Source organism: Rhizobium sp. RHZ02, assembly GCF_014851575.1.
Taxonomy (GTDB): domain Bacteria; phylum Pseudomonadota; class Alphaproteobacteria; order Rhizobiales; family Rhizobiaceae; genus Rhizobium; species Rhizobium altiplani.
In genome coordinates, this window is record NZ_JACUZX010000004.1 from 248,591 (window position 1) to 262,643 (window position 14,053).

Below are 14,053 nucleotides of genomic sequence, written 5' to 3' on the forward strand. Positions count from 1 at the left end.
GCTCAGACGGGCTCCCAGCCGTCCTTCTCGCTGGCGCGGTAGATCGCATCGATGAACTTCTGGCTGAGCTTCGAGCTCTCCAGCGTCACCACCTCTTCATTCTCACCCTTGGCAGCGCGCGCAAAGGCCTCGGCTTCGCGCTTGTACTGGCGGCTGTCGGGGAAGCGGAAGATCGTTGATTCATTGTGGCTGCGGTTGGTGAGTTCGATCTCCTCGGCGCCCCAGCGGTCAGCATTGAACGGTGACTTCACCTCGATGAAGCCGTCGGTGCCATGGAAAACCATGACCTGGCGGTTCGCCATCTGGGTAGCGATATAGAAGGTCAGTTCAAAATCGCCGAAATCGGCCTTGACGCTGGAATAGATGTCGGTGCCGAATTCCGGGTCGCGGCGGGTGACGGCCTGGACGCGCAGCGGCTCCTTGCCGGTGGAAAAGCGTGTGCCGATCGTCGGATAGACGCCGATATCAGGCAGCGCGCCGCCGCCGAGTTCGGGAATGTTGCGCATGTTGCCGGGGTCGCGGTTGAAATAGGTGAAGGCGCCCTGAACATGCAGGAGTGTGCCAATCGCGCCGTCCGTTATCAGCGAGCGAACCTTCCGCCAGACCGGTGCGTAGGTGACCATGTAGGCTTCGGTGATGAGAACCTTGTTGCGGTCGCGGGCGGCAATCAGGCTGTCGATCTCGTCTGCCTTGAGCGCGATCGGCTTTTCGCAGAGCACGTGCTTGCCGGCATCGGCGGCCTTGATCGTCCACTCGACGTGCTGCGAGGTTGGCAGCGGAATATAGACGGCATCGATCTTGTCGGAAGCGAGCATCTCCTCGTAGGAGCCGAAGGCGTGCGGAACGGAAAAACGATCCGCCATCTCGCGAGCCCTCGCCAGATCGCGGCTCGCAACGGCCGTCACGACGCAGTTTTCCGCATCCTGAATGGCGGGTACGACGAGTTCACGGCCGATCTTTGCGGTCGAAAGAATACCAAAACGCAGCATAGCCTGGGTCCTTCTGGTTCGATTTTTGCGCACCTTAGTAAGCCGGCCACGGCGGCGCAATGGCGCGATCACAAATCGCGGAGTTGGTTTCCATTCGTTCGAAGCCACGCTAGGTTAGACTTCGGCGGTGTTCTGCCGCGTCAACGATTTCAATCAATCCTGCACTTTAGGAGAGCGCTATGGATATGCGCCGTCTTGGAAAAACCGGCCTTTCGATCGCCCCGATCGTCTTGGGCGGCAACGTCTTCAGCTGGACCGCCGACGAGAAGACGTCCTTCGATATTCTCGATGCCTTCTTCGACGCGGGCTTCAACACGATCGACACGGCCGACGTCTATGGAGCGTGGGTGCCGGGCAACAAGGGCGGCGAGTCCGAGGAGATCATCGGCAAGTGGCTGAAGCGCGGCAAGGTGTCCCGCCACAAGGCTGTCGTCGTCACCAAGGTCGGCTCCGACATGGGTCAGGGCAAGACGCTGAAGGAAACCTATATCCTGAAGGCGGTTGAGGATTCGCTGCGCCGGCTGCAGACCGACTATATCGACCTCTATCTCTCGCATTGGCCGGACGAGAACACGCCCTATGAGGAGACGCTCGGCGCCTTCGCCAAGCTGAAGCAGCAGGGCAAGATCCGCGCGATCGGCTGCTCCAATCTCGACGCCACGCAGCTTCAGGCGTCCTTCGATGCCGCCGAGAGGGCCGGCGTGCCGCGCTACGATGTCATCCAGCCGGAATACAATCTCTATGCACGCGCGAGCTTCGAGGGACCGCTGGCTGATCTCTGCGTCAAGGAAGATATCGGCGTCATCACCTATTTCAGCCTTGCCGCCGGCTTTCTCTCCGGAAAGTATCGCACGAAGGCCGATACGGAAGGCCGCGCCCGCGAAGGCCGGGTGGCGCAATATCTCGACGACAAGGGACTGCGCATTTTGGCAGCGCTCGACAAGGTCGTGGCGGAAACCGGCGCCAAGCCGGCAGAGATCGCGCTTGCCTGGCTGCTCAGAAAGAAGGGCGTGACGGCGCCGATCGCCAGTGCTACCAGCCTGTCGCAGCTTCAGAGCTTGACCAAGTCAGCGACGCTTTCACTCTCCGATGACGCGATGGCGCTGCTCGACAGGGCCGGCGCCGCCTGACGGGAGGGACCGATGACCGTGACGATCCGCGATGCGAAGCCCGAGGACGAAGCGCGCTGGCGCGAGCTTTGGGCCGGCTATCTCGCCTTCTACGAGGTCACGGTCGATCCTGACATCACCGATGCGACATGGCGCCGGGTCTTCGATCCGGCGTCTGCGATCTTCATGCGTGTCGCCGAGGTGGACGGCAAGATGATGGGTTTCACCCTCAGCCTGACGCATGAGGGCACCTGGATCCGTGGCAAGGACTGCTATCTCGAAGACCTCTTCGTCGATCCGGCCGCACGCGGAAAGGGTGCGGGCCGCGCCTTGATGGACGATCTCGTTTCGCTCTGCAAGAAGAACGGCTGGTCGCGGCTCTACTGGCACACCAGCGAACAGAACAAGACGGCGCGGGCGCTCTACGACAGCTATGTCGAGAACGACGGGCACATCCGCTACCGCATCAATTTCTGAGCGGCGGGAAGCCCTCATACAAGCCGGCGTGGCTGCCCTCCCAGTTCCCCATGCCCGGCTTCGTCAGGATGCCGCGTGGCCTCACATAGCTCTGGATGACCCGGCGCGGGCGTTCGTGCCATTGGATGTTGAAGGCCCAGAGCTTCGGGAAGAAGCAGAGCGAGGCATAGGGCAGATGATCGTGGATCCACCATGCCAGCCTCTGCCAGTCCTCTTCGTTGCTGTAGTTGTCGACCATCCACGGGACGACGACACAGGCGGTGGCACCCATGCAGCCATCGAAATCGCGCAGGTCCCAGATGTGATCGGCGGCCGTCGCGGCATTTAACGAGCAGTTGAGGTTGTTGCGGTTGCCGAACTGGTTGACCTCAGGCGAGCGATAGCCGGAACGGATGTGCAGCCGGCCGAACGTCGCCTGCAGCGGTTCCAGCAACTCCTCGCAGAGCCGCCTTCCCGCTTCGATCGCCAGATCGGGATTTTCGGGGATATTCGGAATGCGATAGAAATCGGCGATTTCGGAATGCAGGAAATCACGGAGGAAGAAATTCTTCGAAAGGCGCGCACGCCCGAGTTCCTCCAGGCCCTTCATCGATCCAGGTTTCTTCACGAAAAGCTCCCGTTGGTTGAACGTCTCACTCTGCCTCCCCCGGCGATCAACGCAACCCGAAAACGACCGGAACAATTAGCTACCTCTTGTCTTTCCCTAGCGTCCGTAGCTCCCCACCAAGGAAGCGCGGATCCCCCACACCCAGGAAGGTAGAGACAATGGCCAAAGAAAAGACCCTCGACGATCTATTCTACGATACGCTCAAGGACATCTATTTTGCCGAGCGGCAAATCCTGCGCACCCTGCCGAAAATGGCGCGGGCGGCTCAATCGCAAGAGCTGAAGGCCGGCTTCGAAAAGCATCGCGAGCAGACCGAGGGACATGTCGAGCGCCTGCAGCAGGTCTTTGACCTCGTCGGCAAGCGCGCCCAGGGCAAGACCTGCGAGGCGATCCAGGGCATCATTGCCGAGGGCGAAGAGATCATCGATGAGTTCAAGGGCTCGCCGGCTATCGATGCCGGTCTCATCTCCTCTGCGCAGGCAGTGGAGCACTACGAGATCGCCCGCTACGGCACGCTGAAGACCTGGGCGCAGACCCTCGGCAAGAAGGACGTCGTTGCCCTGCTCGACAAGACGTTGCAGGAAGAAGCGGCAACCGACAAGACATTGTCGAAGCTGGCCATGACGGCTGCCAACCAGAAGGCCGCGGCCTGACCGTCGATCCGGCGGGATGCCCAACGGCATCCCTCCGCTTCACCCGACATAACGGAAGAAGTCGATGAAGGCACGCAGAGCTGGCCGCATCTGGCGCCGGCTCGGATAGTAGATGAATGGCCCCGGATAGGGCGAACACCAGTCCTCCAGCACACGGACGAGCTTGCCGCTTGCCAGTTCGTGCTCGACGCGCAGGTCGAACAGATAGGCGAGCCCCACGCCATTCAGCGCCGCGATCAATCCCAGCCTGTCCTCACTGACGATCAAGGGACCATCGACTCCCACAACCAGCTCCTGGCCGTCCTTTTCGAATTCCCAGCGATAGATCGTGCCGTTTGTAAAACGCCGCTTGATGCAGCGGTGGTGAACCAGATCGGAGGGATGCAAGGGTTTCGGGTGCCGCTCAAAATAGTCGGGAGAACCCGCAATCACCGTGGTCAGATTCGGCGAGGCCCGCACGGCGACCATGTCCGCCTCGAGGCTCTCCTCCAGGCGAATGCCGGCGTCGAAACCTTCCCGAACGATATCGGTGAACCCATCCTCATTGGCGATTTCGAGCGTGATATCAGGATAGCGGTTCAGGAATTCGCCAAGCCGCGGCGCAAGCAGGATATCCGAGGCAAAACGCGGCGCGGAGATGCGCAGATTTCCGGCCGGCCTTCCGCCCGCCTCGGTGACCGCTTCTAGCGCGATCCCGATTTCATCAAGCGCCGGCTTCAGGCGCTGCAGCAGCAGACGCCCCTCCTCCGTCGGCGCGACACTGCGCGTCGTCCGTGCCAGCAGCCGGACGCCGAGGCTTTCTTCCAGGCGCGAGATCGCGTGGCTGACGGCAGATGGCGCAATTTCCAGCTCCTTGGCGGCCGCGCGAAAACTTCGTCGTTCGGAAACGGCGGCGAGAACGACGAGTTGGGCAAGCTGCGTGCGGTTCATTGATCGAACGATTAGAACAGCCTGTTACGGATTGCACCTATTTTTTGAAGGCTGATGGGGCGCTAGGTTTCATCAGTACCCGGCATCGACCGTGGTTTGACCTTTCGCTCACAAAGGAGCCCCGCATGAAAACCCGCAAACTCGGAAACGACCTTGAAGTCTCTGCCGTCGGCCTCGGCTGCATGGGCATGAGCTTCGCCTATGGTGCCAGTGACGAAAACGAGTCGATCAGGACGCTGAACCGTGCCGTCGATCTCGGTATCACCTTCTTCGACACGGCCGAAATGTACGGCCCCTACACCAATGAAGAGCTCCTCGGCCGGGCATTGAAGCCCGTGCGCGACCGCGTCGTCATCGCCACCAAGTTCGGCTTCAAGCTGGATCCGAATAAATCCGGCGCCGCAGCCCTGACCGGGGTCGACAGCCGCCCGGAAAACGTGAAGCGAGTGGCAGAAGCCTCTCTGAAACGGCTCGGCGTCGAAACGATCGACCTTTTCTACCAGCATCGTGTCGACCCCAATGTGCCGATCGAGGAGACCGTCGGCGCGATGGCCGAGCTGGTACGCGAAGGCAAGGTTCGCGCACTCGGCCTTTCGGAAGCCGGCAGCGCCACGATCCGCCGCGCTCATGCCGTCCACCCCATCGCAGCACTGCAGAGCGAATATTCGCTCTGGACCCGCGACCCGGAAAACGGCGTTCTCCACACCTGCCGCGAACTCGGGATCGGCTTCGTGCCCTATAGCCCGCTTGGCCGTGGCTTTCTGACGGGCGCGATCCAGAAGCCGGAGGATCTTGGCGCCGACGATTTCCGGCGCCAGCTGCCGCGCTTCCAGTCGGACAATTTCGACGCCAATGTCGCGCTCGTGGCCAAGCTCGAGGCACTCGCTAAGGAGAAGGGCGTGACCACCGCACAGCTGGCGCTCGCCTGGGTCCTGCACCAGGGCGACGACATCGTGCCGATCCCGGGCGCTCGCAAGGTGAACCATCTCGAGCAGAACGCCGCCGCAGCCGATATCGTGCTGAGCAAGACGGAGCTGACCGAACTGACAGAGACCATCTCGCTCGATAAGATTGCCGGCAAGCGCTACTCCGACGCGTCGCTCGCGATGACCAACCTCTAGCCGAAAGGCGGAGGCATCGATTGCCCCCTGCCGCATCCGGCGATCTTGCCGCACCCATTCGCTGCACTATGCTATTGGGCATGTTCCTGGCGAGGTGAGACATGTCGGACCAGCAGGCAATCGAAGCAGTCGTCCATCTCTACGTCGAGGGCATGTCCTTCGCCAACGAAGCTGCATTGCGGAAGGCCTTCCATCCGCAGTGCGACATCATCGGGCACTACGAGAACGCGGTCGAGTGGCTGAACCGGGAAGAATTCATTGCCGCGATCGTCGCCGAAGGTTCGGCACCACCCACAACCCAGCCGCACATGGACATCCAGATGCTTGACATCGTCGGCGATGCGGCGTGCGTGAAGGTCAGCGACGATTTCGCCGGCATGCGCTTCACCGATTACCTCTCGATGCTGAAAATCGACGGCCGCTGGACGATCGTCAACAAGCTCTACTATCTCCACACATAAAAAAGCCGGCGAGACGATCGCCGGCCCAGCTTGCTGACAAAGCCTTATAGCATATTGGGATGGAAGCTCTCTCCGTCGTCACCCCGGCCGATGAGCCGGGGTCGAGCGCGCGCAAGTCCTTGCGCGCAAAAGGCCTTTCGCACCGCAGGCGCGGTGCCGCTGGATGCCGGCACAAGGCCGGCATGACGGAGAAACCGAACGTTCCGCAAAAAGAACACTTCGTCAGCAGTCGGAGCCGGCGAAATGATCGCCGGCCCTTTGCTAAGGGAGATCTTGGCCTCAGGCTCTGAGAACACCACCGGTGAACTTCGTCACGCTGGCAACGATCTTCTCAGTCAGCGCCTCGAAATCCTCGTCGGTCAGCGTGCGCTCGACCGGCTGGATCTGCACTTCGATCGCTACCGACTTCTTGCCTTCACCGAGTGACGGACCCTCGAAGATGTCGAAGACATTGACTGATGTGACCAGCTTGCGGTCGGCACCGGTCGCGGCCTTGATGATCGCGCCGGCTTCCACCGACTTGTCGACGACGAAGGCAAAGTCGCGCTTGACGGCCTGGAAGGCAGACAGTTCCAGCGCCGGCTTGGTGCGGGTGGCTTTCTTCTTCGGCTCGGGCATGGCGTCGACATAGACCTCGAAGCCGCAGAGCGCGCCCGAGACATCGAGCGCTTCCAGCGTCGAGGGATGGAACTCGCCGAAATAGCCGAGCACGACCTTCGGACCCATCTTGATCGTACCGGACCGGCCGGGGTGGAACCATTCGGGACCGCCCTGCTCGATCTGGATGTTGCCCATCGGCAGGCCGCAGGCTTCGATCACGGCCAGCGCATCGGCCTTGGCGTCGAAGACGTCCACCGGCTTGCCGCCGCCCTTGGCAGCGTTCGACCACATGCGGCCTGCGCCTGACATCGATGCCGTGCCGCGACGGACGCCGCCGGCAACGCGGCGCTGGCCTTCGGGCCGGTCGTTCTCATAGGTGCCGGACACCTCGAAGATCGCAACGTCGCCATAGCCCTTGTCGCCATTCCGCTGGGCAGCCGTCAGCAGGCCGGGGAGCAGCGAGGGGCGCATGTCGGACATATCGGCAGCAATAGGGTTGGCAAGCTTGAGTGCCGGCAAGCCGCCGCCGAAGAGCTTTGCCTGATCCTCTGAGATGAACGACCAATTGACGGCTTCCAGCATGCCGCGCGAGGCAAGCGCGCGCTTGGCGATGCGAGTGCGGATCTGCAGCGTCGTCAGGATCCTGCCGTTGACGGCTGCATGGCTTTCCAACGGCGCCGGCTTGATGTTGTCGACGCCGTGGATGCGCATGACCTCTTCGACGAGGTCGGCCTTGCCATCGACATCGGGACGCCAGGAGGGAACGGCGACGGAAACGCGTTCGCCCGAACCGGTAACCTTGAAGCCGAGGCGCGTCAGGATCTCGGTGCTTTCCTGCGTGGAAACCTCAAGACCCGTCAGGCGCTTGACCTCGGAGAAGGGGAAGTCGACGATCTTTGCGTCATAACCCATGTAGCCGACGACCTCTGCCTTGGCGGCCGTGCCGCCGCAGAATTCGAGCACCAGCTCGGTGGTGCGCTCGAGACCGGGAACCATATACTCCGGATCGACCCCGCGCTCGAAGCGGTAGCGGGCATCGGTGATGATGCCGAGGCCGCGGCCTGATTTCGCGATGTTCATTGGATCCCAGAGAGCGCTCTCGATCAAGACGTCGGTGGTGTTCTCGTCGCAGCCGGAATGCTCGCCGCCCATGATGCCGCCAATCGACTCGATGCCATCGGCATCGGCGATCACGACATTATTCGGCCCAAGCTTGTACTCGCGCTGATCGAGCGCAAGCACCGTCTCGCCGTCCTTGGCGCGACGGACGGTCAGGTTGCCCTTGACCTTGGCGGCGTCGAAGACGTGCATCGGGCGACCCTGGTCGAAGGTCATGTAGTTGGTGATATCGACGAGCGCGTTGATCGGGCGAAGACCGATAGCGAGCAGACGCTGTTGCACCCATTTCGGGCTCGGGCCGTTCTTGACGCCGCGTACGAGACGCAGCGCAAAGCCCGGGCAGAGCTTCGGATCGTCAAGGTCGAGCGTCAGCCTCACCGGCGTCTCGCCTTCAACAGTGAAGGACGGTGCCGGGCGTGTCTTCAGCGTGCCGAGGCCGGAAGCAGCCAGGTCACGCGCGATGCCGTAGATCGAAGTGCAATCCGGACGGTTCGGCGTCAGGTTGATCTCGATCATGGGATCGTCGAGATGCGCGTAGGCGGCGTAGCTTTCACCAACCGGCGCATCCTCGGGGAGATCGATGATGCCATCGTGGCTGTCGGAGATCTGCAGCTCCTTCTCCGAACACATCATGCCGTGGCTTTCGACGCCGCGGATGTTGCCGACGGTGAGCGTCACGTCGATGCCGGGAACATAGGTGCCGGGGGCCGCGAAGGCGCCGATCAAGCCGGCGCGCGCATTGGGAGCGCCGCAGACGACCTGGACGGGGGCGCCCTTGCCGGTATCGACGGAGAGAACCTTGAGGCGATCGGCCTGTGGGTGTTTCTCGGCGGTCAGGATCTTGGCGATGACGAAGGGCTTGAACGCCGCCTTGTCATCGACGTCCTCGACCTCGAGCCCGATCTCGGTCAGGCGGGTGCAGATTTCATCGAGGGTCGCATCCGTTTCCAGATGATCCTTCAGCCAGGAGAGTGTGAACTTCATAATCTCTATCCTCCCTTACGCGCTCAGGCCGCCGAACAGCGTCGGCATGTCGAGCGGGCGGAAGCCGTAATGGGTCATCCAGCGGACGTCGGCGTTGAAGAAGTCGCGCAGATCAGGCATGCCGTATTTCAGCATGGCGATGCGGTCGAGGCCCATGCCCCAGGCAAAGCCCTGGTATTCATCGGGATCGAGACCGCCGGCGCGGAGCACGTTCGGATGCACCATGCCGCAGCCAAGGATCTCCATCCAGTCGGTGCCTTCGCCGAACTTGACGATCGGACCGGAGCGGTCGCACTGGATGTCGACTTCGAAGGACGGCTCGGTGAACGGGAAGAAGGACGGGCGGAAGCGCATCGTCACACTGTCGACCTCGAAGAAGGACTTGCAGAACTCTTCGAGCACCCAGCGGATGTTGGCAACATTCGCCTTCTTGTCGACGACCAAGCCTTCGACCTGGTGGAACATCGGCGAGTGCGTGGCGTCCGAATCCTGGCGGTAGGTCTTGCCGGGGATGATGATGCGGATCGGCGGCTTCTGCGCTTCCATGGTGCGCACCTGTACCGGCGAGGTGTGCGTGCGCAGCACCTTGCGCTCACCGTTTTCATCCGGATTGAAGAAGAAGGTGTCGTGCATCTCGCGGGCCGGGTGGCCTTCCGGGAAGTTCAGCGCCGTGAAATTGTAGTAGTCGGTCTCGACATCCGGACCTTCGGCGATCGAGAAACCCATGTCGCCGAAGATCGCGGTGATTTCGTCGATGATCTGGCTGATCGGATGGATACGGCCGCGCTCGGCTGGCGAAGAGCGTACCGGCAGGCTGACGTCGACCGTCTCGGCCTTCAGGCGCGCATCGATCGCGGCCTTCTTCAGCTCCGCCTTGCGGTCGGTGATTGCGTCGGTGACGGCGTTCTTCAGTGCGTTGATGGCAGCGCCGCGCGTCTGGCGCTCTTCCGGCGTCATTGCACCGAGCGTCTTCAGGAGCTCGGAGACCGAACCCTTCTTGCCGAGCGCGCCAACACGCACGGCTTCGATCGCCGGCTCGTCGGCAGCGGCTGCCACATCAGACAGAAGTTGCTTTTCCAGGGTTTCGAGTTCGGTCATCTTTTCCTGCCTCACAGGGCGTCAGTCTTGTCGATAATTCACGAAAACATGCATCGAATAGCTCAAGCGCCACGATGAAGCGTCGCAGATCACTACCCATGTGCACGCGGCCAATCAACCGGGCACACCACAAAAAGCCCGCGACGTCGAGAGAGGAACGGCCCATCGCGGGCAATGCCGTCTCAATCGCCATCGCGCCAAATGCAAAGAACCCGCGCAAGCCTGGCCAGCGCGGGTCCTAAATCATCGAAGCAAAAGCTCTGACAGCGCCGGCTTAGTTGACGGCTGCTTCAAACTCGTTCTTCGTACCGGCGTCCTTCAGGTACTCGAGAGCCTTCTTGGAGGCAGCAACGAGTGCACCGAATGCTTCAGGCTCATGGATTGCCATGTCGGAGAGAACCTTACGGTCGACTTCGATGCCAGCCTTGTTCAGGCCGTCGATGAAGCGGCCGTAGGTCAGGCCGAATTCGCGGACAGCGGCGTTGATGCGCTGGATCCAGAGGGCGCGGAAGTTGCGCTTGTTGATCTTGCGGTCGCGGTAAGCGTACTGCTTCGAACGATCGACAGCAGCCTTCGCAGCGCGGATGGTGTTCTTGCGACGGCCGTAAAAGCCCTTAGCGGCCTTCAGAACCTTCTTGTGCTTGGCGTGGGCGGTAACGCCTCTTTTTACACGTGCCATTTCATGATCTCCTTAATCTAAAGCGTTCGCGGAATAGTCTTAGAGACCGTTCGGCAGGTAGTTCTTCACGACCTTGCGGCCATCGGGTTCTGCGAGAACCATCGTGCCACGTGCATCGCGGATGAACTTGTTGGTACGCTTGATCATGCCATGGCGCTTGCCAGCAGCTGCAGCCTTGACCTTGCCGGTCGCGGTGATCTTGAACCGCTTCTTGGCAGCAGACTTCGTCTTCATCTTGGGCATTTTGCTACTCCGTTTCTGGACCCCCTGCTCTTCATCAAAGAAGCCTTCTTGCGATGCCCGGTTTCCGGCCGTCGCAACAAGGTGCGGGAGCGTTTGTTGTTGATCTGCGGCTCCGGTGATGAACCGTTCCGCAAGCATTCGAAACCGCCACGGCATGCCCTGCCGGTCAGTTCGGACGCGCGCTTATAACCGCAGCGTCATAAAAGTGCAACGGGGCGGCCAATGAATCTTCTAAGCAATGGCGGGAGGCCGGCTCGCCATGGCCGGAAGCATCAGTTTCACCTGCAGCCCGCCCCACCGCGAGGCGGAAAGATCGAGCCTGCCGCCGTAAGCCTCAAGGATATCGCCCGAGATCGCCAGCCCTAACCCAGTTCCTGCCGTGCCTTCATCGATCCTGACACCGCGCTTCAGCATCAGGTCGTAGCTACCAGGATCGGCGCCGGGTCCATCGTCGGAAACGCTGAGCACGACATCATCCTGTAAGCGACCGGCGGAAAGATCGATGCGCGTTCTGGCAAAGCGCACGGCATTGTCGAGTACGTTGCCGAGTGCCTCGGCGATGTCCGCGGGGTCCGCCTGAACCGTCAGGGCGGGGTCGATATCGAGATGCCAGTCGATCCCTTTCTCTTCGGTGAAAGGCGTCAGCACATTGACGAGCTTTCCTGCAATGCCGAGCAGCGACGTCGTGGCCATTTGCTCCACTCCCATGCGGGCGGCCTGCAGTTGTCGGTCGGCGCGCTGGCGGACCAGCTCGATCTGTTGCAGAGCCGTTTCGCGCTGGTCCTCGGGCAAGGCTTCAACCAGGTGAGACAGCACCGTGAGAGGCGTTTTCAAACCATGGGCGAGGTCGCTGGCACGCGCGCGGGCGCGCTCGATCGCCGTCTCCCGCTCGCTGAGCAGCAGGTTGATTTCACGAACCAGCGGCTTGACCTCGCTCGGCCCCTGCGTGCAGATATGTGAGCTGCGGCCGGCCCTGATATCCGCAACGCGCTCGCGAAGCCGCACCAGCGGGCGCAAGCCCACCCACCCCTGCAAGAACGCCGCGAGGAGCAGCATGCCGCCGGTCGAAAGCAGCATCAGCCGCAACGGCCGGTGATAGCTTTCAAGCGCCGCTTCCATCTCGGGCTTGGAGAAAGCCGCATAGACGGTGAAATTCTTCTTTGCGGCGCCTTCGCCAAGCGCCATCGTCTTCATCGACACCAGCAGCGGCGAGCCATCCGGCCCGTCCGTTTCCCGGAACCCGCAATACATGTCCTTCGACAGGTCATCCGCGGTGATCTCCTCGTCCCACAGCGAGCGAGACCGCAGCGGCTCCTCGTTGCCATCGGGAGAGATCTGCCAGTAGCGGCCGCCGGCGGGGATCTGGAAGCGCGAGTCGGCAGGCTCGTTCTTCAATTCAAGAGCGCCATTCTCCACGCTGAGCCGCGCCGCCAGCGAATCCATCACCGACGTCATTTCGTTGGAATACTGGTCGGCCAGATAATCCGCGAACAGGTGGCTAAGCACCGCCCAGACGAGCATCAACGCCAGCGCGATCGCGACAAGCGCTCCGGCAGCGAGGCGAAAATGCAGCGAGTGGATCACCGAGGTCGCCCCGGAAGAACATAGCCGAAGCCGCGCCGGGTCTCGATGGCGTCGCTGTCCGTCTTCTTGCGCAGCCGCGCCACCATAGCTTCCACGGCATTCTTGGCGGCATCGTCATCACGGCCCTGAACCTGGCTCGCCAGTTCGGTCGGGCTCAGGACCTCACCGGGCTTGCCGATGAAAAGCGCTATCATCCGGTATTCGAGCGGACTGAGATCAAGTTCGCGTCCATCGAAGGTGACGCGCCTTGCGCTTTCATCGAGAGTGAAGCGGTTGGCGGATTTGACGCGCGATGCGATGGCGCCGGTGCGCCGCAGGAGCGCTCTCAGGCGAGCCAGCAGCTCCTCGGTACGAAACGGCTTCGGCAGATAGTCATCGGCTCCCGCATCAAAGCCGTCGACACGCTCCATCCACGAGCCGCGGGCAGTGAGAACAAGAACCGGCGTGTTGATGCCCGCGCCGCGCCAGCGTTTCAGGATCGACAGGCCATCCATGCCGGGCAATCCGAGGTCTAGGATGATGGCTGAGTAATCGCCCGTCTCGCCCTCTTCCCATACAGCAGGCCCGCTTGCAAATACCTCGACGCGATAGCCTTCCCGCCCAAGCTGTTCGACCACATGGCCGGAAATATTGGGATCGTCCTCCGCCAACAGGATACGCATAGCCCCTACCCTCCCAGCAATGCTCCGTTGCGGGCGTCGACTCGCAATGTCCTGATCGCGCCCGTCCCGTCGCGAACTTTCACTTGATACACATCGCCGAACATGGATCGATGGAGATTGACGTCGATGACCCGACCGTAGCGTTTTGCGTCGATCCGCTGCAGAACGGTCTTCAGCGGCAGGATCCGGCCCTCGCGAACGGCGTCGCGCGCGCGATCGGAATCGGTGTTCCGGCCGCCACTGCCGCGGCCGCTGCTACCGCCGCCTCCGCCTCCGCCGTGGTCGTCGCCGCCGTCATCATCCGCGTGATCGTCGTGGCCGCCACGACCGGAATTGGAACTGCCGCTGCCCGAGTTGGAACCCGAGGATCCGGACGAACCAGAGCCCGACGAGCCGCTGCCTCCGCTCGAACCGCTCCCACCGCTGCTGCCGCCGCCATCATCGCTGCCACCATCCTTGGCCTCAGCATGGGAAACGAACATCGGGCCGGCCGCAGAGAGCGCTATGGCCAGCATCAACATCGTCATGAAACTGCGACGGCTTCTATTCATTGAACTTCAATGTACCTCAATGCTTCTGCAATCGCGGAACCTACACTGAACACTTTATCGCGACCAGACAAGGCTCCGATAAACCAGGAACTCCGCCGGGGCGCGGCGGAGTTCCTTCTTCCGAAGGGGTGGCCGGAAGACCGCGCCGGGCAGATTATTGCGCCGAAGCGGGAAGTATGTTGACGC

Annotated in this window: 15 protein-coding genes; 5 read left to right on the plus strand and 10 right to left on the minus strand. The window is 61.8% G+C overall.

Annotated elements, in window-relative coordinates:
• Positions 1–2 precede the first annotated feature (2 nt).
• A complete protein-coding gene (locus IB244_RS08935; protein ID WP_113470515.1) occupies positions 3–989 on the minus strand; it encodes a Gfo/Idh/MocA family protein in 987 nt (328 codons plus the stop codon).
• Between the two features lie 179 nt (positions 990–1,168).
• Between IB244_RS08935 and IB244_RS08940 the strand changes: the two genes are divergently transcribed.
• Both IB244_RS08940 and IB244_RS08945 read left to right on the plus strand, forming a co-directional pair.
• Positions 1,169–2,119: an aldo/keto reductase gene (locus tag IB244_RS08940; protein ID WP_018855221.1), complete on the plus strand. Its 951-nt coding sequence runs from the start codon at positions 1,169–1,171 to the stop codon at positions 2,117–2,119.
• Between the two features lie 12 nt (positions 2,120–2,131).
• Positions 2,132–2,575 (plus strand): GNAT family N-acetyltransferase, encoded by a 444-nt coding sequence (locus IB244_RS08945; RefSeq protein WP_018855222.1) that lies wholly within the window; start codon positions 2,132–2,134, stop codon positions 2,573–2,575.
• On the opposite strand, the gene IB244_RS08950 is transcribed toward IB244_RS08945, so the two are convergent.
• Entirely contained in the window at positions 2,565–3,182 is a 618-nt protein-coding gene (locus IB244_RS08950) for a hypothetical protein (RefSeq protein ID WP_025658617.1), read from the minus strand. The two genes, IB244_RS08945 and IB244_RS08950, sit on opposite strands and share 11 nt — an antisense overlap.
• Before the next feature lie 158 nt (positions 3,183–3,340).
• On the opposite strand from IB244_RS08950, the gene IB244_RS08955 reads away from it, so the two are divergent.
• Entirely contained in the window at positions 3,341–3,835 is a 495-nt protein-coding gene (locus IB244_RS08955; protein WP_018855224.1) for a ferritin-like domain-containing protein, read from the plus strand.
• Between the two features lie 39 nt (positions 3,836–3,874).
• Here the strand turns inward: IB244_RS08955 and IB244_RS08960 are convergent, their stop codons facing one another.
• Entirely contained in the window at positions 3,875–4,765 is an 891-nt protein-coding gene (locus IB244_RS08960) for a LysR family transcriptional regulator (protein ID WP_192303960.1), read from the minus strand.
• Positions 4,766–4,890: 125 nt separating this feature from the next.
• Here IB244_RS08960 and IB244_RS08965 point away from each other — a divergent pair, with 125 nt between their 5' ends.
• Entirely contained in the window at positions 4,891–5,886 is a 996-nt protein-coding gene (locus IB244_RS08965; protein WP_018855226.1) for an aldo/keto reductase, read from the plus strand.
• A 101-nt stretch (positions 5,887–5,987) separates the two neighbouring features.
• Complete coding sequence (locus IB244_RS08970) at positions 5,988–6,347, plus strand: nuclear transport factor 2 family protein (protein WP_192303962.1); 360 nt, start codon at positions 5,988–5,990, stop codon at positions 6,345–6,347.
• 279 nt (positions 6,348–6,626) lie between these two features.
• On the opposite strand, the gene pheT is transcribed toward IB244_RS08970, so the two are convergent.
• The 7 genes from pheT to IB244_RS09005 all read right to left on the minus strand — a co-directional run bounded on the left by pheT (position 6,627) and on the right by IB244_RS09005 (position 13,867).
• Positions 6,627–9,050 (minus strand): phenylalanine--tRNA ligase subunit beta, encoded by a 2,424-nt coding sequence (pheT, locus tag IB244_RS08975; RefSeq protein WP_192303964.1) that lies wholly within the window; start codon positions 9,048–9,050, stop codon positions 6,627–6,629.
• 15 nt (positions 9,051–9,065) lie between these two features.
• Positions 9,066–10,148, minus strand: coding sequence for a phenylalanine--tRNA ligase subunit alpha (gene pheS / locus IB244_RS08980; RefSeq protein ID WP_018855230.1), 1,083 nt, complete (start codon positions 10,146–10,148; stop codon positions 9,066–9,068).
• Between the two features lie 274 nt (positions 10,149–10,422).
• Entirely contained in the window at positions 10,423–10,827 is a 405-nt protein-coding gene (gene rplT, locus IB244_RS08985; protein ID WP_007798644.1) for a 50S ribosomal protein L20, read from the minus strand.
• A 39-nt stretch (positions 10,828–10,866) separates the two neighbouring features.
• Positions 10,867–11,070, minus strand: coding sequence for a 50S ribosomal protein L35 (rpmI, locus tag IB244_RS08990; protein ID WP_007529267.1), 204 nt, complete (start codon positions 11,068–11,070; stop codon positions 10,867–10,869).
• Between the two features lie 231 nt (positions 11,071–11,301).
• On the minus strand, positions 11,302–12,654 hold the full coding sequence (locus IB244_RS08995; protein WP_192303966.1) for a sensor histidine kinase: 1,353 nt from the start codon (positions 12,652–12,654) through the stop codon (positions 11,302–11,304).
• Complete coding sequence (locus tag IB244_RS09000; protein WP_018855233.1) at positions 12,651–13,316, minus strand: response regulator transcription factor; 666 nt, start codon at positions 13,314–13,316, stop codon at positions 12,651–12,653. The genes IB244_RS08995 and IB244_RS09000 overlap by 4 nt, the downstream gene beginning before the upstream one ends.
• Positions 13,317–13,321: 5 nt before the next feature.
• Complete coding sequence (locus IB244_RS09005; protein WP_192303969.1) at positions 13,322–13,867, minus strand: PepSY domain-containing protein; 546 nt, start codon at positions 13,865–13,867, stop codon at positions 13,322–13,324.
• Positions 13,868–14,053: the final 186 nt, after the last annotated feature.